This window comes from Sphingomonas sp. Root710 (assembly GCF_001429065.1).
In the GTDB taxonomy this organism is placed as follows: domain Bacteria; phylum Pseudomonadota; class Alphaproteobacteria; order Sphingomonadales; family Sphingomonadaceae; genus Rhizorhabdus.
This window is the reverse complement of the sequence record NZ_LMIB01000012.1, coordinates 35,312-52,511: the sequence shown is the minus strand read 5'-3', so window position 1 is coordinate 52,511 and position 17,200 is coordinate 35,312. Positions and strand designations below refer to the sequence as shown.

The window sequence follows — 17,200 nt, the reverse complement described above, 5'->3', positions numbered from 1 at the left end:
TAAGAAAAGCCGGAATCCGGCAGAATGAGGGGAAGGCCATGAAGAAGTCTCTGATGTATCGCACCGCCGCCTGCGCCATCGCAGCGACACTGGCGGGCGCTCCGGCCGTAGTGCAGGCGCAGACCGCCGCACCGGCGCGTGCCGCCGCCGACGAACCGTCCGGCATGGAAGAGATCATCGTCACCGCGCAGAAGCGCGAGGAGAAGCTTTCGCGCGCGCCGCTGGCGGTGACCGCGCTGACCGGCGACGCGCTCGCCCGGAAGCGGATCGTCGATGCGTCGTCGCTGGCGGCGTCGGTGCCGAGTTTCAACTTCGGCACCTATGGCGGCACCGCCCGGCTCGCGATCCGCGGCATCGGCTTCAACTCCATCAACGCCGGCGCGGAAGGCCGTGTCGCCTATTATACCGACAGCGTCTATTACAGCCGCCCGGCCACCGCGCTCAGCGGCTTCTTCGACGTCGCCCGGATCGAGATCCTGCGCGGCCCGCAGGGTACGCTCTATGGCCGCAACGCCACCGGCGGCGCGCTCAACGTGATCACCGCCGATCCGACCAAGGACCTGTCGGGCTATTACACCCAGACGATCGGCAATTATAACGCGTTCACCGAGAAAGGCGCCATTTCAGGGCCCCTGTCGGACGCGCTGTCGGCGCGTCTGGCGGTGAAGATCGTCAACCGCGACGGCTATGGCAAGAATGTCGTGTCGGGCAACGACGTCGACAACGCCGCGACGCAAAGTGTCCGCGCGAAGCTGCGCTATGAAGGGGCGGACGATCTCCGCATCACCGCCGCCTTCGACTATCATCATGAGAATGACCGCAACTTCGGCGGCCATTATGGCGGTCAGGCCTATCCGGCGGTCTTTCCGATCATGCTGGCGACGCTGCTCAGCCGGGCCGATCTCGGCGGGCCGATCCCCCCGACCATCCGCGACTATGCATCGGTCATGGACCCGTCCAACCACAGGACCTTCTACGGGGCGAGCGTCACCATCGACAAAGGCCTGTCCTTCGCCGATTTGAAGTCGATCACCGCCTATCGCTATTCCAAATATTCGGACAGCTATCCCGACGGCGTCGGTGATGCGACGCCGCTGACCAACGCCGAACGCTCGCGGCAATATAGCCAGGAACTGCAGTTGTCGGGGGACACCGAGTCCTTCAAATGGGTCGGCGGCGTCTACCTGTTCCACGAACGCATCAATGGACAGGTGAACATTCCGCTGGGCGTCGCGCTGCTCAACCTGCTCGGCATCCCGGCCCCGGCGTCACCGAACGGCTATACACGCGGTTATTGGGCGGGCGGCACGGCGACCACCGACACCGCCGCGGCCTATGGCCAGCTTACCTGGAAGATTACTCCGGAACTCGAGCTGACCGGCGGCCTGCGCTACGCCTGGGAGCGGCACAAGAAGTCGGACGCGAACCAGTTCTCGCTCGATCCCTATATCAGCCCCAATCCCGACCCGACCTCGGCGGGCTACAACAATGTCGGCGGCACGGGCCGGTCGACCGAATATTCGACCACGCCCAAGCTGACCCTGTCCTATCTGTTCGGGGCCGACGACACGATCTACGTCACCGTCGCAAAGGGCTATAAAAGCGGCGGTTTCGACCTCGGTGCGGTTCAGCCCGCCTATGATCCCGAGACGCTCTGGGATTATGAGGCAGGTCTGAAGACCCGGATGCTCGGCGGCCGTATCCAGGCCAATCTCGCCGCCTTCTACTATGATTATAAGAACTTGCAGGTGTCGGTGATCAGAGGCCAGACGGTCTTTACCCAGAATGCCGCCAAGGCGCGCTCCTACGGTGTGGAAGCCGAGGTTCAAGCCCTGCTGGCGCAGGGGCTGCGGCTCGATCTTTCGGGCAGCTACCTCAACGCCAAGTTCAAGCGCTTCATCACGTCGAACACCGATCTGACCGGTGCGCCGGTCCTCGACTATGCGGGCAACACGCTGCCGCAGTCGCCCAAATATCATGGGCAGGTCGGCCTCGAATACAGCTTTGACCTTGCCCGGGGCTCGCTGCGTTTCCGCGGCGATGTGAACTACACCTCGCGCGTCCACTTCTCGCCATTCAACATCCGGACGTTGTCGCAGGGCGAATATACCAAGGTCGACCTGTCGGCCGATTACACCAGCGAAAGCGGCAAGTGGCAGATCGGCGCGTTCGTGAAGAACCTCACCGACAAGACGACGGTGGCGTCGGCGACCGCCAACAGCTTCCTCGCGAGCAACAGCCTGCTCAGCTACCTCGATCCGCCCCGGACCTATGGCGGCTATGTGACGGTGCGGTTCTGAACCGCCGGCGCCAATAGACGGAGATAAATATGAAGCTTGTTACCTTTCGGGCCGCCGATAGGGATGGGATTGGCGCCATCCATCCCGACGGGTTCATCGTCGATTTCTTCGGGATCGGCCCGCGCTTTCCCGCCACGATGCTGGACCTGATCGAGGCGGGCGAGGAGGCCTGGGCGCAGGCGCGGGAATGGACCGGTCGCGCGGTGGCGGAGGCGCGGCGCCCGCTGGGTGATGTCCGGCTACTGGCGCCGCTACCGCGCCCGGCGCGGCTGCGCGATGCCTTTCTGTTTCTTCAGCATCTGGAGGTGGCGTTCCGCAAGATGGGGCGGGAGATCCACCCGGAGATCCGCAAGAATCCGATGTATGTGAACTCGGACCATGTCCACATCTTCGGTCCGGACGCCGACATCCCCTGGCCGCATCATTCCGACTGGATCGATTATGAGCTGGAATGGGCCTGCGTGATCGGCAAGCCGGGCCTGCGGATCAGCCGGGAAAATGCCCGCGATCACATCTTCGGCTACACCATCTTCAACGACTGGTCGGCCCGCGACCTGCAACTCGTCTATATGGAAACCGGGGCGGGGCCGGGCTCGGGCAAGGATTTCGCCAACGGCATCGGCCCGTGCATCGCGACGATCGACGAGTTCGACGATCCCTATGACCTGAAGATGACCGCGCACGTGAACGGCGAGCTGTGGAGCGAAGGCACCACCGCGACGATGGCGCACCGGTTCGAGGATGCGGTCCATCATCTGAGCCAGGGCGCGCCGCTGGTCGCGGGCGAGGTGATCGGCTCGGGCACGGTGCTCGGCGGCTGCGGGTTCGAGCTCGACCGGCGGCTGGCGATCGGCGACGTCGTCCGGCTGGAGATCGAGGGCATCGGCGTACTGAGCAACAAGATCGTCACCCAGCCGCTCAGCTAAATCCGATCCTCCCCAGGCATCGAACCGAACAACATCAGACGTCCGCAGCCGGGTGATCGTCCTCGGCCGTGACCGCCCCTGGAAGGACATTGCATGTCGAAAGTCATCATCAGCTGCGCGGTCACGGGATCCGTCCATACCCCGACCATGTCGCCGCATCTGCCCTGCACCCCCGACGAGATCGCGGCGCAGTCGATCGAGGCCGCCGAGGCGGGGGCGGCGGTGCTCCACCTTCACGCGCGCGATCCGCAGACGGGCAGGCCGACCGCCGATCCGAATGTCTTCATGCAGTTCCTGCCGCGCATCAAGCAAAGCACCGATGCGGTGGTCAACATCACCACCGGCGGCAGCCAGACGATGACGATCGAGGAGCGGCTGGCCGCGCCGCTGCGCGCGTCGCCCGAGCTGTGCTCGCTCAACATGGGGTCGATGAACTTCGGCCTCTATCCGATGCTGAACAAGTACAAGACGTTCCAGCATGACTGGGAGGCCCCCTATCTGGAGGCGTCGCGCGACGGCATCTTCAAGAACACCTTCAAGGATATCGAGAATATCCTCGACCGGCTCGGCAAGGGCCATGGCACGCGGTTCGAGTTCGAATGCTACGACACCGGTCATCTCTATACGCTGGCGCATTTTCTCGACCGCAAGCTCGTCACCCCGCCGCTGTTCGTCCAGACGATCTTCGGCATCCTCGGCGGCACCGGCGCGGACACCGAAAACCTGGTCCACATGAAGCGGCTCGCCGACAAGCTGTTCGGTGATCAATATCGCTGGTCGGTCATGGCGGCGGGACGGCACCAGATGCCGTTCATCACCATGGGCGCGATCAACGGCGCGAGCGTTCGCGTCGGGCTGGAGGACTCGCTGTTCGCGGGGAAGGGGCGTCTCGCCCAGTCCAATGCCGAACAGGTCCGCCTGATCCGCTCGATCCTCGAGCCGCTGTCGCTGCAGATCGCTACCCCCGCCGAGGCGCGCGAGATGCTTGCGCTCAAGGGTGGTGATAATGTCGCTTTCTGATCCGGGAGAGTCGATCATGGCCGGAAGCGTCAACCGCCGCTGGGTGGTGAAACAGCGCCCGCAAGGGCTGTTGCGGCCCGGCGATCTAGCGCTCGTCGAGGGCGCGGTGCCCGAACCGGCGGACGGCGAGTTCGTCGTCCGCGTCACCCATCTGGCGTTCGATCCGGCGCAGCTCTACGGGATCTCTTTCGACAGCTACCGGCCCGCCATTCCAATCGGCGACGTGGTCGACTCGTTCGCGGCGGGCGAGGTGGTCCAGTCCCGCAACGCCCGCTTCCCGGTGGGCATGAAGGTGCAGGGCAGTTTCGGCTGGCAGGATTATTGTCTGGTCGCCGACAGCAGCGAGGTCACGGCCTTGCGGTCGGAATCGCCGGTCAAGGCGCTCAACGTCCTCGGCCTCACCGGCCTCACCGCCTATTTCGGGATGACCGAGATCGCGCGGCCGGGGAAGGGCGACATCGTCGTCGTCTCGGGCGCGGCAGGCGCTACCGGTTCGATCGCGGGACAGATAGCGAAGATCGCGGGCGCGCGGGTGATCGGCATCGCGGGCGGGCCGGAGAAATGCCGATGGGTGACCGAGGTCGCCGGGTTCGATGCCTGCATCGATTACAAGGCGCAGGACATCGGCGAGCGGCTCGCCGCGCTCGCCCCCGATGGGGTGAACATCGTCTTCGAAAATGTCGGCGGCGCGGTGCTCGACGCCTCGCTGGCGCATCTCGCCATCGGCGCGCGGATCGCGCTGTGCGGCGGCATATCCTCCTATGTCCCGTCCGAAGGCGCGCCGCCGGCCGGCATTCAGAACTATATGCAGCTGGGGCTCAGGCGGGCGAGCATGACGGGCTTTCTGGTGTTCGATTATGCGGACCGCTTCGAGGATGCCTTCGCCACGCTCGGGCGCTGGCTGGACGACGGGACGATCGTCTCGGTCGAGGACGTCCAGCAGGGGCTCGAACAGGCCCCGGAGACGCTGAACCGCATCTATCGCGGCCAGAATTTCGGGAAGCAGCTGCTGGCGCTATAAGGTGGCGAGCATCGCTTTCAGCCCGGCGAGGTCGGTCGCGGTCGCCAATATGTAGCGGTCGGGGCGCAGCAGCACCGCGCGGACCCCGAGGTCGGCGAGATCTGCGGCGACGCCTTGGGCATCGTCGGTGGTGACCACCGCGACGCCCGGTTCGGCATCCAGGCCGGACAGCAACGCCGCATCGGCGACCAGGACCGGGGCATAGCCGATCGCATCGTCCATCAGGCGCCCGTCATTTAGCCGGGGCTGGCCGAAGATCTGGCCCCGGTGCGGGCCCGAACCGAGCCCCGGTCCGAGGCGCGAGACCGGGCTTTCCATGCGCGACCCGCCGTCGCCCGACGGCTGCGCCAGCCGCAGCGCGGCTTCGGGATCGCTGGCGTTGATCAGCCCGCCGAGGCGGACCGCGGTGGTGATATAGTCGCGGACATTGGGCTGCCGCTCCGACTGATAGCTGTCGAGCAGGGCTTCGTCGGCCTGGCCACGCACGGCGAGCGCCAGCTTCCAGGCGAGGTTGGCGACATCGCGGATTCCGGCGCACATCCCCTGGCCCATGAAGGGCGGCGTCTGGTGCGCCGAATCCCCGGCGATCCACAGCCGCCCGCGCCGCCATTGCTTCGCGACGAGCGAGTGGAAGGTGTAGGTTGCCACCCGTTCGAGCTCGGCATCGGCGGGCGTGATCCAGCGCGCCAGCCGCGACCATATCCGGTCGGGCGCGGTGACGGTGCGCTCGTCGTCCTCGGGGCGCAGCCTGATCTCCCAGCGCCGCCGGTCGCCGGGCTGGCGCGCATAGGTGACCGGATGCTGCGGATCACAATATTGGATCGAATGGTCGCCGAGATCGGGCCGGGGCGTCTTCAGCAGCGCGTCGACCACCAGCCAGCGTTCGTGGAAGCCGAGATCCTCCATCTCGGTCCCGATGAAGCGGCGGACGAGCGAGCGGGCGCCATCGCAGCCCACGACATGTCCCGCGCGGACCTCGACGATCTTGCCCGTCGCCATGTCCTCATAGCGCAGCACGGCATGATCGCCGCGATCGTCGATCAGGAAGGCTTCGCATCGCCGCCGCACGTCGACATCGGGGTGGCGCGCAATCCCCTCGTTCAGCAGCCGTTCGAGGGTGGGCTGGTGGAAGCGGTAGCTGGCGTGCCAGCCATGGCGGCCGATCTCCTGGGGGCGCGACCAGTCGAGCAGCATCCTCCCCTCAGAATCGACGAACCGCATGCCGAGGTTCACGCGGATGTCCGCCGACAGGCTGTCGCCGAGGCCGACCGTCTGGAAGACGCGCATCACCTCATCGTCGAAATGCACCGCGCGCGGGAAATGATAGGCGGCGCCGTCGCGCTCCAGCACCAGCACGCGCAGGCCGGAGATGCCGAGAAGGTGCGCGAGGGTGGCCCCGCTCGGGCCGAAGCCGATGATCGCGACGTCGAAGGTCTCGCTGGCATGCGTCATGCGACTTGGTAATTCCTCGCCCCTGATAGCCGCGCGTCCGGCCGGCCCTTGTCTCGACAGGCTGCGAAATTGTCCGATTGAATGGCGTGCGTCTGTCCTCAATAGGAGGGGACAGAGGATGCGGGTCTTCCTTGTTACATCCGCGACATCACCGATCCGCGTTGCGCGCGGGCCAGGCGGAAACGCCGCGAGACAAGGAGAAGGACGTGCAGCAACCGACAGCCGAATATCCGGTCAGCCCCCATGGCGATCGCGGCCCGATCACCCATCCCTTGCCTGCGGGAATCATCGTCGACCGCGCTGTCCGGGTGAAGATGCGCGACGGCGTCCACCTCGGTGCGACCGTCTGGCGGCCCGATCGCGAGGGCCGCTTCCCGGTCGTCATGTGCGTCACCGCCTATGGCAAGGATTTCGGTCCGCACGAATATTCGACGCTGCCGAAGATCATGAAGGCGGGAATGGCCGTGGGCACGATGCACATTTCCGACCAGACTACATGGGAAGGGCCCGATCCAAGCTTCTGGGTGCCTGGCGGCTATGTCGTGATCGTGGCGAACGCGCGCGGCTTCTACGATTCCGAGGGACAGGCCGGCATCTATTCGCACGAGGACATGGAGGATTACGCCGACCTGATCGACTGGGCGGGCGTGCAGCCGTGGAGCAACGGCGCGGTTGGCCTGAACGGCGTGTCCTATCTTGCGGTCAACCAGTGGATGGTGGCGTCGGGTACGAGACCGAAACACCTGAAGGCGATCATACCCTGGGAAGGGGTCAGCGATTTCCGCCGCGACCTGATCGAGCCGGGCGGCGTACCCGAGACGCGTTTTCTGGGCGCTTATTATGCCGGATCGCTGGCACGCGGCGCCGGTGAGGGGATCGTGGAGAGTGGCCCGGCGATGATCGAACGGGCGGCGCAGCATCCCTTTCCGCTGGAGAATATCGACGTGCCCGCGCTGATCTGCGCGTCCTGGTCAGACCATGGATTGCACACGCGCGGTTCGTTGGAAGGCTATATGCGGATATCGTCGCCGCAGAAGTGGCTCTACACGCATGGCGGTAACAAGTGGGAGGTCTATTACAGCCCCGAAGCCCTGGAATGGCAGAAGTCGTTTCTCGATCATTTCCTGAAGGGTGAAGATAATGGCTTCGACCGGCGTCCGCCGGTCAGGCTGGAGGTGCGACGCGACAAGGACAATGTCGAAGTGCGCAGCGAGATCAGCTGGCCGCCAGCCGCCGCGAAGTTCACCAACATGTACCTCGATCCCGAGGGCAGCACCCTATCGGCGGACGCTCCCGCGGCACCGCAGGAACGTGTCTATGACGCCGAGGCCAAACAGAGCGTCTCGTTCGACCTGAGCTTCGACCGGCCGACCGAGATTTCCGGGCCGATGGTGCTCAAGCTGTGGGTGTCGGCGCTCGACGCCGACGATCTCGACCTGTTCGCAGCGGTCCACAAGATCGACCGTGAAGGCCGCGAGGTCCATTTCTGCGGCAAGGACGGTTATCGCGAAGGCGCCGTCGCGCTGGGATGGCTGCGCGCGTCGCGGCGGCACCTCGACCCCGGCGAGTCGAAGCCGTGGCGGCCCTATCAGACCCTCGACCGGGTCGAAAAGGTCGAGCCGGGCGAGGTCGTCCCGGTGGAGATCGAGATATTGGCGTCGAGCACCCTGTTCGAACCCGGCGAGACGCTGCGGCTGGCGATCAGCGGGCGCGACATCGTCGAGCATGCGCGCTTCGGGCATGACGACAGCGTGAACCATGGCCGGCACCAGCTGCATGCCGGGGGCGAGCAGGCATCCTATCTGCTCGTTCCGTTCTGCTGATCGGAATTGCGCGAATCTGACGGGGGCGTTCCCCGGCGAGGTCAGGCCCATGCGGCGGGCAACGGGCCGTCGCGCCCTGCAGGGCGGGGATGCGAAACCTGTCCCCTCTTATTGAGGACAGACCGCCGGGCCGATGCCGTGACATGAATATAGGGCACGAGAAATCAAATTCGGGGGAGGGATATATGCGCAAGAGTTTCCATGCGGCGGTCTCGCTGGCTGCGATGATGGCGTTTCCGGGCTACGCACAGGCGCAGGAGACGCCGGCCGCGGTCGGCGCCGGGCAGGCCGACGGGCTGGAGGAGATCATCGTCACCGCGCAGAAGCGCCGCGAGAATCTCCAGGACGTACCGGTCGCGATCACGGCGGTCTCGTCGGCGCGGCTGGCAGCGACGAACATCACCAGCGCGGCGGATCTGGGCGCGGTGACGCCGAGCCTGTCGCTCACCCAGGTGGCGGGGACGATCCAGCCGCACATCCGCGGCGTCGGCACCGATTTCTCCGGTCCGGGCGTGGAAAATCCCGTCGCGACCTATGTCGACGGCGTCTACATCGCAAGCGGTACGTCCTCGCTGCTGACGCTCAACAATATCGAGCGGGTCGAGGTGCTGAAGGGGCCGCAAGGCACCCTGTTCGGGCGCAACGCCACCGGCGGCCTGATCCAGGTGATCACCAAGGATCCCAGGCATGACCCGGCGGCGTCGATCGACCTGAGCTACGCCAATTACCAGACGGTCACCGCCAATGCCTATATGACGGCGGGCCTCGGCGAGAGCATCGCCGCCGATCTCGCCATACGCTATGAGCATCAGGGCGACGGCTGGGGCACCAACCTGTTCGACGGCCGCGACGTCAACCGCACCGATCGCGACCTCGCCCTGCGCTCCAAGCTGCTGTTCGAGCCCGGTGACGCCACCAAGATCCGGCTCGCGATCGACTATGCCGACCGCAAGGCCCGTGACGTGCAGCATTGGTATGCGGGCTATCCGCTATCGTTCAACAACCCGTTCTTCGGCGGGCCTTATGACCTTGGCGGCGCCTATGACATCAACAGCAACGTCGATGGCGACAGCCGGTTGCGTGCGGGGGGCGTGTCATTGCAGGTCAATCATGACCTGGGCGCGGTGGCCTTCCAGAGCATCACGGCTTTCCGCAAGAGCCGCTATTCGTTCGACCTCGATCTCGATCTGACCCCGGTCGCGCTGATCAGCTGCTGCGGGCCGCAGCATGGCCCGGTGCGAGCCCGGCAGCTGAGCCAGGAATTGCAATTGTCCTCGGCGCAGGGCGGGCCGCTCAAATGGGTGGCGGGCGTCTATCTGTTCGCCGCCAAGGATGAATATGACGATGTCAGCATCGTGCTGGAAGGCGGCGCATCGCCGGTGCCCGGCGCGCCCTTCTTCATCCGCTTCGACAATCAGGCGAAGACGCGCTCGGCGGCGGTCTATGGCCAGGCCAGCTACGAGATCGCCGACCGCACCACCCTGACGCTGGGCGGGCGCTTCACCTATGAGGACCGGCGGATCGGCGGCACCGAGACGATCCTGATCGGCGGTGCGGTGGCGGTGGTCCATCCGCTGCCGCTGCCCGGCTCGGGCTTTCCGGCGAAAGTCGATTTCAAGCGGTTCAACTATCGTGTCGCGCTCGATCGCAAGTTCACATCCGATATCCTGGGTTATCTGAGCTACAATACCGGCTTCAAGAGCGGCGGCTACAACCTCAACTCCTCGGCCAATCCGCCCTATAAGCCGGAGAATATCAAGGCGGCCGAAGCCGGGCTGAAGATGCAGTTGTTCGACCGGCGGCTGCGGTTCAACATCGCGGCCTTCGACTATAAATATTCGAACATCCAGGTGACCAACTATGCTGGCGGCAACTCGCTGATCGGCAATGGCGCGAAGGCCAAGATCTACGGTCTTGATTTCGACGCAGACTGGGCGCTGGGTAACGGCATCTCGCTCAACGGCGGGCTCGGCTATATCCATGGCCGTTTCTCGTCCTATCCAGACGCGCCCTATTTCTCGGGTTTCGGCGGTTGCCTCGCCCCGCCGGGAAGCTTCTGCAACCAGTCGGCGAAGGGCAATAAGCTCGGCCAGACTCCCGCATGGTCCTATAATGTCGGCGCTAGCTACAAGACCGGGTTCGCGGCAGGCTCGCTGAACTTCAACATCCTCTATTCCTACACCAGCCGCTGGTATGCCTCGGCGGACAATTTCGCCTTCCAGCCCAGCCTTGGGCTGTTGAACGCGTCGGTGCAGTGGACCGACCCCAGCGACCGCTTCTCGGCCCGGCTGTGGGGCAAGAACCTGACCGATGAGACCTATTCTACCGGCATCGCAGAAGCCAATCAGGGGGTCTTCCGGCACGTCGGCGCGCCGCGCACCTATGGCGTTACGCTGGGTGCGAAGTTCTGATGTAAGACGGTTTGCGGGCGGCTTCGAGGAATATCCTCGGGCCGCCCCGATATTTACGGAGTGGCAGCGTGGCGGACCAGATAGAGCGGATATCGATAGATGGCATGGATCTCGGCTATTCGGTCCATGGCGCGGGGACGGGCAAACCGTCGCTGATCTTCGTGCATGGCGGCCTGATGTCTTCGACCAGCGGGATCTACGCGCCGCTGATCGATCTGCTCGCGCGGCGCTATGCGGTCTATGCGCTGGACTTGCGCGGCCATGGCGCGTCGGCGGCGGCGTATCGGGACTGGACGCTCAACGGGCTGGCCGACGATGTCGTCGCCTTCGCGCGGGCACTTGGCCTCGACCGGCCCGCTTATGTCGGCCACTCGCTGGGGGGCTTCACCGGCCTTCTTGCGGCGATCCGTCATCCGGGGTTCTTCTCGGCGCTGTGCCTGCTCGCGCCCGGCCCCGCGGACCCGCGCAGCGATCCGGTGGAAGCGCTCGAATTCCTCATCGCCCACAAGCATGAGCGCGACCTGATGCGCGCGGGCTTCAGCCATATGTTCGTTCGCCCGCCGGGCGACGAGATCGAGCTGATCGTCGATGCGATCGGCGCGATCGACATCGGCGTGCTGCGTGCCCTGCAGGAAGAGAACAGCCGGACCTCGATCGACGACCGGCTGGGCGAGATCGCCGCGCCGGTGCTGCTGCTCTGCGGCGAGCGCGACACGGTTGTTCCGCCTGCGCGGCAGCACGACATGGCGCGCAAGCTGCGGCGCTGCAAGGAAGTGGTCTTCTCGAGCGAGGGCCATATGCTGCCCAACGAGGCCGTCGCGATGACCGCGCGCGAGGTCATCGCCTTCCTCGATCATGACCGGGACGTGCTGGCTCTCGCCGATCTTCAGGAGAAGAAATGATGGTTTCGCGATTTGGCCCGGTCGCTGCGCTGCTCGACGATCTCGCGTCTTCGGGCGACCTGCCGGGCGCGAGCGTGCTGATCCGCCAGGCGGGGGAGGAGCTGTTCTACCATCAGGCGGGCCCCCGCGATCTCGCGAGTGGCCGGCCGGTCGAGCGTGACACGATCTTCCGGCTCTATTCGATGACCAAGCCCATCGTTGCGGCGGCGACGATGCTCCTGGCCGATGACGGCGTGCTGGGGCTCGACGATGCGGTCGCCGATATCGTGCCCGAGTTCGCCGCGTTAGGGGTCTATGCGGGACAGGACGGCGACACCGTGCGGACCACGCCAGCGCGGGCGATGACCGTCCGTCATCTGCTTACCCACAGCGCCGGCTTCTCCTACTGGTTCCACCCCGGCAATCCGGTTGCCGCGCTCTATGCCGCCGATCCGGGCATCGGCCTGCACGAGGACTGGCGCTTCGATCCGGCGCTGGGCGGTCTCGACGGACTCACCCGAACGCTGGCGGGCCTGCCGCTGCTGTTCCAGCCGGGCGAACGCTGGCATTACAGCATGTCGCTGGAGGTGGCGGGGATCGTGATCGAGCGGGCCAGCGGACGGAAGCTCGACGCCTTCCTGCGCGACCGGCTGTTCGCGCCGCTGGGAATGGCCGACACCGGTTTCAGCGTCGGCGCGGGGAAGGGCAACCGGCTCGCCTCGCTCTATGGCCCGAAGGCGGGCGGCGGCCTTCAGCTGCTCCAGAGCGGTGCCGAGAGCCCGTTGCTGAAGCCGGTGCCGGGTTTTGCCGGGGGCGGAGGATTGGTTTCGACCATCGACGACTATGGCCGTTTCGCGGAGATGCTGCTGCAGGGCGGCGGGGCGGTGCTGTCGCGGGATTCGGTCCGCGCAATGATGACCAACCAGCTCGCGCCCGAACAGCTCGACGAGCTGCCCGCGCTCGCGACCTGGGGGCTTGGCGGGACCGGGGACGGAATGGGCTTCGGGCTGGGCGGCGCGGTCGCGCTCGAACCGCCGGGCAACGGCGTGCCGGTGTTCAGGGGCGAATATAGCTGGGGCGGCGGGGCGAGCACGACCTTCTGGGTCGATCCGGAGAACCGGCTGACCGTCACCTTCATGACCCAGCTATTCCCGCCCAGCGCGAAGATGCTGCGCGACCAACTGCATATCGCGGTCTATCGGGCGATGGGGCTGGCCTAGGGGTGCCAGGAGCCGCAGATCGAGAAGAGCTGTCCCCGCGATGATATGCCGAGCTTCTGATAGGCGCGCTGGCGATAGGTGACGACGCTGCTGGGGCCGACGCCGATCTCCTCGGCGATGATCTCGGCCTTCTTGCCCGCCAGCATGCCGATGCAGACCTGCCTCTCGCGCTCGGACAGCACGGTGAGCGGGAGCGGGAAGGCGGGCAGGCTGAGCCGCAGGAAATGGGTGGCGAGCGTCCGGCCGATCAGCCGGTAGAGGCCGGTCTCGATACCGTCGGGCGCCTGTGCGGCGGGATCGGCGGCATCGCGCTCGAAATAGAGGTTCAGCACCATCCTGAGCGAGCCTTGGGCGACGAGCACGGCGACCTTGGTGCGGAAACCCGCGCCGCCGAAGAACATGTCGAAATAATCGGGGCTGAGGCTGGGGATCAGGTCCTCCAGTCGCTCGACCGCGCAGCCGCCCGCGTCCATCGCCATTGCCCGCTCGAACAGCGGATCGTCGCGGAACCAGCCCTCGACATAGGCTGCCGCCAGCGTTCCGCCCTTGTCCTCGGACAGGAAGTTGCGGCTGAGCAGGCAGTTCACCCCGTCCTTTTCATAGGCGAAGGCGGTGACCTGGCCCGCGCCCGCCGAGCGGACGACGTTCAGGAAATGCTCGGTGAACTCCTCCGCGCCGGTGACGGGAACGCAATCGGCGATCGCGTCGATCAGCTGCGCGACAGGGAGAGGGGGGGCGGCGCTCATGGCGCGAGGGGAGCCCGGTCGAGCGCCACCGCGATATCGACATCGATCGGGGTGCCGAGGCTTTCCAGCAGCCAGGCGAGGGTCGAATACATGCCGACGGTGGCGATCATGTCGAGTACGCCCTCTTTGCCAAAGCGCGCGGTTAGTTCGCGCCGGAGGTCGGCGGGGAGCCGGTTGGCATCGACGAGCGCATCGACGCAGCGCATCAGCATCGCGTCCTCCGCCGATGCCGCCTGATCGGGCGGCCGCGTGGCGGCGGCAATCCGGCGGTCGTCGAGACCGGCGGCGCGGCCCCGTACGATATGCTGCATCCACTCATAACGCGATCCGCGCCGGAATCCCGTACGCAGGATGACGATTTCGAGCGAGGGCGGATCGAGGCGGTTGTTCAGGACGACATGGTTGCGGAAGTCGCGCCAGGCGGCGAGCAGTGCGGGGTTGTGCGCCATGACGCGGTAGACGTTGAGCCCGGTCGCGAAGCCCCCGCGCATATCCTCCAGCGCGGGCGGCCATTCGGTGTCGCCGAGCGGTGCGAAGCAGTTCGTCATCAGTCCGCCTTTCGTTCGACGGGGGCATAGGCCGCGATCATCTCGGCGCGGCAGCGCTGCAACATCCCGGCGATGACCGCGAGGTCGCTGGTCTGATAGCGCTTGTGGCTCATCACCAGGATCAGTGCCGCGGGTGGCGCGCCCGCCAGCAGCACCGGCACCGCGATACCGACATTGTCATCGTCGAGCGCGCCCAGCGACACCGCATAGCCCTGTTTGGCGATAGCCTTGAGTTGGGCCCGGAACGTGGCGAGCGCGTCGCCCTCCAGTCCCGCCTGGGCAAGAAAGCGCTTCTGCTGCGCGGCGGGCAGGGCGGCGAGCACCGCCAGGCCGCCGGCACCACGAGTGAGCGGCATCGGCCGCCCGCGCGACCAGTTGACGATCGCGGCGCCGCCCTGTTCGTGGATCGTCGCGAAGAAATCGTCGCCGAGCAGGGTCGCGAAGATCGCGTCGCATTCGGTGTCGTCGCGCAGCCGTCCGAGGATCGGCTGGAACAGGTGGAGCAGCGGGTCCGACTGGCGGATCACATGATCGAGCTTCACCGCCTTGGCGCCCAGCACGTAACCGCCGCCGAACCGCGCCAGCAGTCCGCTCTGACGCAGTTCCTTGAGGTAGCGGAAGGTGGTGGGACGGCTGAAGCCGGTCGCCTCCATGATCTGTTCGCTGGTCCAGAAGGGCCGGTCAGGATCGAACAGGTCGAGGATGCCCAATATCCGGGTCAGGACATGCATCGGATGAACGGGCCTCCTGAACGGCAAGCAGCCTGAGAAAATTCACTATATTTGATATATGAGAGATTGATGAGATTGAAAATGGCATTATTTATATGATAAGTCTCATTTAATGAGATTCGAATTATAGGAACGCCATATGAAGCTCGCAACATTGCCATCGTCATCGTCGCGCGATGGCGCGCTGGTTCTGGTCAGCCGCGATCTGCGCCGCGCGGTAAGGGTTGCCGACATCGCCGCCACACTGCAGCAGGCCCTCGACGACTGGGCGGAAGCGGAGCCCCGGCTGCGGGCGCGCGCCGAGGCGCTGGAGGCGGGCGAGATCGCCGATGCCTTCGTGTTCGATCCCGCCGCTGCCGCCGCCCCGTTGCCGCGCGCCTATCAGTGGTGCGACGGATCGGCCTATCTCTCACATGCCGAGCTGGTGCGCCGCGCCCGCAACGCGGAAATGCCGGAATCGCTCTATCATGACCCGCTGATCTATCAGGGCGGCAGCGACCAGATGACCGGCCCGCGCGATCCGATCCTGATCGCCGACGAGGCCTGGGGCATCGACCTGGAAGCCGAGATCGCAGTGATCACCAATGACGTGCCGATGGGCGTCACCGCCGACGCGGCGACAGGGCATATAGCGCTGGTGACGATCCTCAACGATGTCAGCCTGCGCAACCTGATCCCGAGCGAACTCGCCAAGGGGTTCGGCTTCTTCCAGTCAAAACCGGCGACGGCCTTCGCGGCTGTCGCGGTGACTCCGGACGAGCTTGGCGCGGCGTGGGACGGGCGCAAGCTTTCGCTGCCGCTGCGCAGCTGGGTCAACGGCAGCTGGCTGGGCGAGCCCAATGGCGGCCACGACATGAATTTCGACTTCGCGGACCTGATCGCGCATGCGGCGAAGAGCCGCGCGCTGGGCGCGGGGACGATCGTCGGCTCGGGCACGGTGTCGAACCGCGATCGGGCGGTGGGCTCCTCCTGCCTCGCCGAGGTGCGGATGCTGGAGACGATCGAGAGCGGGAGCCCGAAGACCGGATTCCTGCGCTTCGGCGATGTGGTGAAGATCGACATGACCGATGCCGGCGGCGACAGCATCTTCGGGCCGATCGAGCAGGAGGTCGTGCGCTACGATCGCGCCGGATGAGCGACGGCGAGATCATCGGCCTCGGCTATGTCGGGGTGCGGACCGCCGCGCTCGACGACTGGCGCGGCTTCGCCACCGGGCTGCTCGGCCTGCAGGCGCAGCCGTTGGCATCGGGATTGCTGGGGTTCCGCATGGACGACGCCGCCCAGCGCCTCATGCTGCGCGCCGCGGATGACGACGGTGTCGATCAATATGGCTGGGAGGTGCGCGATGCAGAGGCGCTCCAGTCGCTCGCTGCGCGGATCGAACGCGATGGGCATGAGGTCATCGCGATGTCCCCGGCGCTGCGGGCCGAGCGGCAGGTTCGTGACGGGGCCTGGACGATCGATCCGGCGGGCAACCGGCTGGAGTTCTTCCACGGACAGGCGCGGGCCGACACGCCGTTCGCGCCCGGTCGCCCGATCCTCGGCTTTCGCACCGGCTCGCTCGGCATGGGGCATGCGGTGCTCAACGTCGGCGATATCGACCGGCTGCTGCCCTATTATCGCAACCTGCTCGGCTTCCGGCTGAGCGATTATACGCTGCGGCCGTTCAAGGCCTATTTCTTCCACACCGGTCCCCGTCATCACAGCCTGGCGCTGATCGAAAATGACCGCCCCGGGCTGCACCATCTGATGATCGAATTGTCGGGCTTCGACGACGTCGGCCAAGCCTATGATCTCGCCCAGCTGGAGCCCGGCCGCGTCGCCGCCACGCTGGGGCGGCATTCGAACGATCACATGACCTCCTTCTACATCCGCACGCCGTCGCGCTTCCTGATCGAATATGGCTGGGGCGGCCGCGATATCGACCCGAATAGCTGGCAGGCGTGCGAATTGCAGCATGGGCCCAGCCTGTGGGGGCATGACCGGGACTGGCTGTCCGATGAGCTGAAGCATGAAGCGCGCCGGATGCGTCTGGCCGCCGCCGCTGCAGGAGAGCGCGCGCCGTTGCGGGTATCGCCGGGCGCGTAAACGGCGCGACCTTACCCACCCGGCGTCGAATCT

The 17,200-nt window shown here is 65.9% G+C and carries 14 protein-coding genes; 10 read left to right on the top strand and 4 right to left on the bottom strand.

The genetic code is table 11. The annotated features are described in order from the left end of the window. The first annotated feature begins 38 nt into the window (after window positions 1-38). From ASE00_RS10160 to ASE00_RS10145, 4 genes are all read left to right on the top strand, one after another. Complete coding sequence (locus ASE00_RS10160) at window positions 39-2,300, top strand: TonB-dependent receptor (protein ID WP_082594607.1); 2,262 nt, start codon at window positions 39-41, stop codon at window positions 2,298-2,300. A 29-nt stretch (window positions 2,301-2,329) separates the two neighbouring features. Then, entirely contained in the window at window positions 2,330-3,226 is an 897-nt protein-coding gene (locus ASE00_RS10155) for a fumarylacetoacetate hydrolase family protein (RefSeq protein ID WP_082594606.1), read from the top strand. 93 nt (window positions 3,227-3,319) lie between these two features. Continuing rightward, complete coding sequence (locus tag ASE00_RS10150; protein WP_056379885.1) at window positions 3,320-4,246, top strand: 3-keto-5-aminohexanoate cleavage protein; 927 nt, start codon at window positions 3,320-3,322, stop codon at window positions 4,244-4,246. Continuing rightward, window positions 4,233-5,267: an NADP-dependent oxidoreductase gene (locus ASE00_RS10145; RefSeq protein ID WP_235538623.1), complete on the top strand. Its 1,035-nt coding sequence runs from the start codon at window positions 4,233-4,235 to the stop codon at window positions 5,265-5,267. Before ASE00_RS10150 ends, ASE00_RS10145 begins: the two co-directional genes overlap by 14 nt. Here the strand turns inward: ASE00_RS10145 and ASE00_RS10140 are convergent. Next, window positions 5,262-6,719, bottom strand: a complete 1,458-nt coding sequence (locus ASE00_RS10140) for a bifunctional 3-(3-hydroxy-phenyl)propionate/3-hydroxycinnamic acid hydroxylase (protein ID WP_056379881.1) — start codon at window positions 6,717-6,719, stop codon at window positions 5,262-5,264. The two genes, ASE00_RS10145 and ASE00_RS10140, sit on opposite strands and share 6 nt — an antisense overlap. A gap of 206 nt (window positions 6,720-6,925) precedes the next feature. Between ASE00_RS10140 and ASE00_RS10135 the strand changes: the two genes are divergently transcribed. The 4 genes from ASE00_RS10135 to ASE00_RS10120 all read left to right on the top strand — a co-directional run bounded on the left by ASE00_RS10135 (window position 6,926) and on the right by ASE00_RS10120 (window position 13,054). Further along, complete coding sequence (locus ASE00_RS10135) at window positions 6,926-8,542, top strand: CocE/NonD family hydrolase (protein WP_156405376.1); 1,617 nt, start codon at window positions 6,926-6,928, stop codon at window positions 8,540-8,542. A 185-nt stretch (window positions 8,543-8,727) separates the two neighbouring features. After that, window positions 8,728-10,953: a TonB-dependent receptor gene (locus ASE00_RS10130; RefSeq protein ID WP_056379878.1), complete on the top strand. Its 2,226-nt coding sequence runs from the start codon at window positions 8,728-8,730 to the stop codon at window positions 10,951-10,953. A gap of 68 nt (window positions 10,954-11,021) precedes the next feature. After that, entirely contained in the window at window positions 11,022-11,855 is an 834-nt protein-coding gene (locus ASE00_RS10125; protein ID WP_156405375.1) for an alpha/beta fold hydrolase, read from the top strand. Next, window positions 11,852-13,054 (top strand): serine hydrolase domain-containing protein, encoded by a 1,203-nt coding sequence (locus tag ASE00_RS10120; protein ID WP_056379874.1) that lies wholly within the window; start codon window positions 11,852-11,854, stop codon window positions 13,052-13,054. The genes ASE00_RS10125 and ASE00_RS10120 overlap by 4 nt, the downstream gene beginning before the upstream one ends. Here ASE00_RS10120 and ASE00_RS10115 read toward each other — a convergent pair. The 3 genes from ASE00_RS10115 to ASE00_RS10105 are packed head-to-tail and all read right to left on the bottom strand — an operon-like array spanning window position 13,051 to window position 15,079. Continuing rightward, window positions 13,051-13,800, bottom strand: a complete 750-nt coding sequence (locus ASE00_RS10115; protein ID WP_056379873.1) for a helix-turn-helix transcriptional regulator — start codon at window positions 13,798-13,800, stop codon at window positions 13,051-13,053. The two genes, ASE00_RS10120 and ASE00_RS10115, sit on opposite strands and share 4 nt — an antisense overlap. Beyond that, window positions 13,797-14,348, bottom strand: coding sequence for a carboxymuconolactone decarboxylase family protein (locus ASE00_RS10110; protein ID WP_056379871.1), 552 nt, complete (start codon window positions 14,346-14,348; stop codon window positions 13,797-13,799). The genes ASE00_RS10115 and ASE00_RS10110 overlap by 4 nt, the downstream gene beginning before the upstream one ends. Further along, the gene (locus ASE00_RS10105; RefSeq protein WP_056379869.1) at window positions 14,348-15,079 is read right to left on the bottom strand and encodes an IclR family transcriptional regulator; all 732 of its coding nucleotides are present in this window, start codon (window positions 15,077-15,079) and stop codon (window positions 14,348-14,350) included. The genes ASE00_RS10110 and ASE00_RS10105 overlap by 1 nt, the downstream gene beginning before the upstream one ends. Window positions 15,080-15,218: 139 nt before the next feature. On the opposite strand from ASE00_RS10105, the gene ASE00_RS10100 reads away from it, so the two are divergent. Together ASE00_RS10100 and ASE00_RS10095 are read left to right on the top strand one after the other, a co-directional pair. Continuing rightward, window positions 15,219-16,214 carry a fumarylacetoacetate hydrolase family protein gene (locus tag ASE00_RS10100; protein ID WP_056379867.1) on the top strand — a complete coding sequence of 332 codons (996 nt, stop codon included), beginning with the start codon at window positions 15,219-15,221 and terminating at the stop codon, window positions 16,212-16,214. Further along, complete coding sequence (locus ASE00_RS10095; RefSeq protein ID WP_056379865.1) at window positions 16,211-17,167, top strand: VOC family protein; 957 nt, start codon at window positions 16,211-16,213, stop codon at window positions 17,165-17,167. The genes ASE00_RS10100 and ASE00_RS10095 overlap by 4 nt, the downstream gene beginning before the upstream one ends. The last annotated feature ends 33 nt before the right edge of the window (window positions 17,168-17,200 follow it).

What these genes read in the sequence shown, in the direction of transcription:
- ASE00_RS10115 (WP_056379873.1), bottom strand. Translation starts at nt 13,800, where the DNA reads ATGAGCGCCGCCCCCCCTCTCCCTGTCGCGCAGCTGATCGACGCGATC.
- ASE00_RS10105 (WP_056379869.1), bottom strand. Translation starts at nt 15,079, where the DNA reads ATGCATGTCCTGACCCGGATATTGGGCATCCTCGACCTGTTCGATCCT.
- ASE00_RS10130 (WP_056379878.1), top strand. Translation starts at nt 8,728, where the DNA reads ATGCGCAAGAGTTTCCATGCGGCGGTCTCGCTGGCTGCGATGATGGCG.
- ASE00_RS10160 (WP_082594607.1), top strand. Translation starts at nt 39, where the DNA reads ATGAAGAAGTCTCTGATGTATCGCACCGCCGCCTGCGCCATCGCAGCG.
- ASE00_RS10155 (WP_082594606.1), top strand. Translation starts at nt 2,330, where the DNA reads ATGAAGCTTGTTACCTTTCGGGCCGCCGATAGGGATGGGATTGGCGCC.
- ASE00_RS10100 (WP_056379867.1), top strand. Translation starts at nt 15,219, where the DNA reads ATGAAGCTCGCAACATTGCCATCGTCATCGTCGCGCGATGGCGCGCTG.
- ASE00_RS10145 (WP_235538623.1), top strand. Translation starts at nt 4,233, where the DNA reads ATGTCGCTTTCTGATCCGGGAGAGTCGATCATGGCCGGAAGCGTCAAC.
- ASE00_RS10120 (WP_056379874.1), top strand. Translation starts at nt 11,852, where the DNA reads ATGATGGTTTCGCGATTTGGCCCGGTCGCTGCGCTGCTCGACGATCTC.
- ASE00_RS10095 (WP_056379865.1), top strand. Translation starts at nt 16,211, where the DNA reads ATGAGCGACGGCGAGATCATCGGCCTCGGCTATGTCGGGGTGCGGACC.
- ASE00_RS10110 (WP_056379871.1), bottom strand. Translation starts at nt 14,348, where the DNA reads ATGACGAACTGCTTCGCACCGCTCGGCGACACCGAATGGCCGCCCGCG.
- ASE00_RS10140 (WP_056379881.1), bottom strand. Translation starts at nt 6,719, where the DNA reads ATGACGCATGCCAGCGAGACCTTCGACGTCGCGATCATCGGCTTCGGC.
- ASE00_RS10150 (WP_056379885.1), top strand. Translation starts at nt 3,320, where the DNA reads ATGTCGAAAGTCATCATCAGCTGCGCGGTCACGGGATCCGTCCATACC.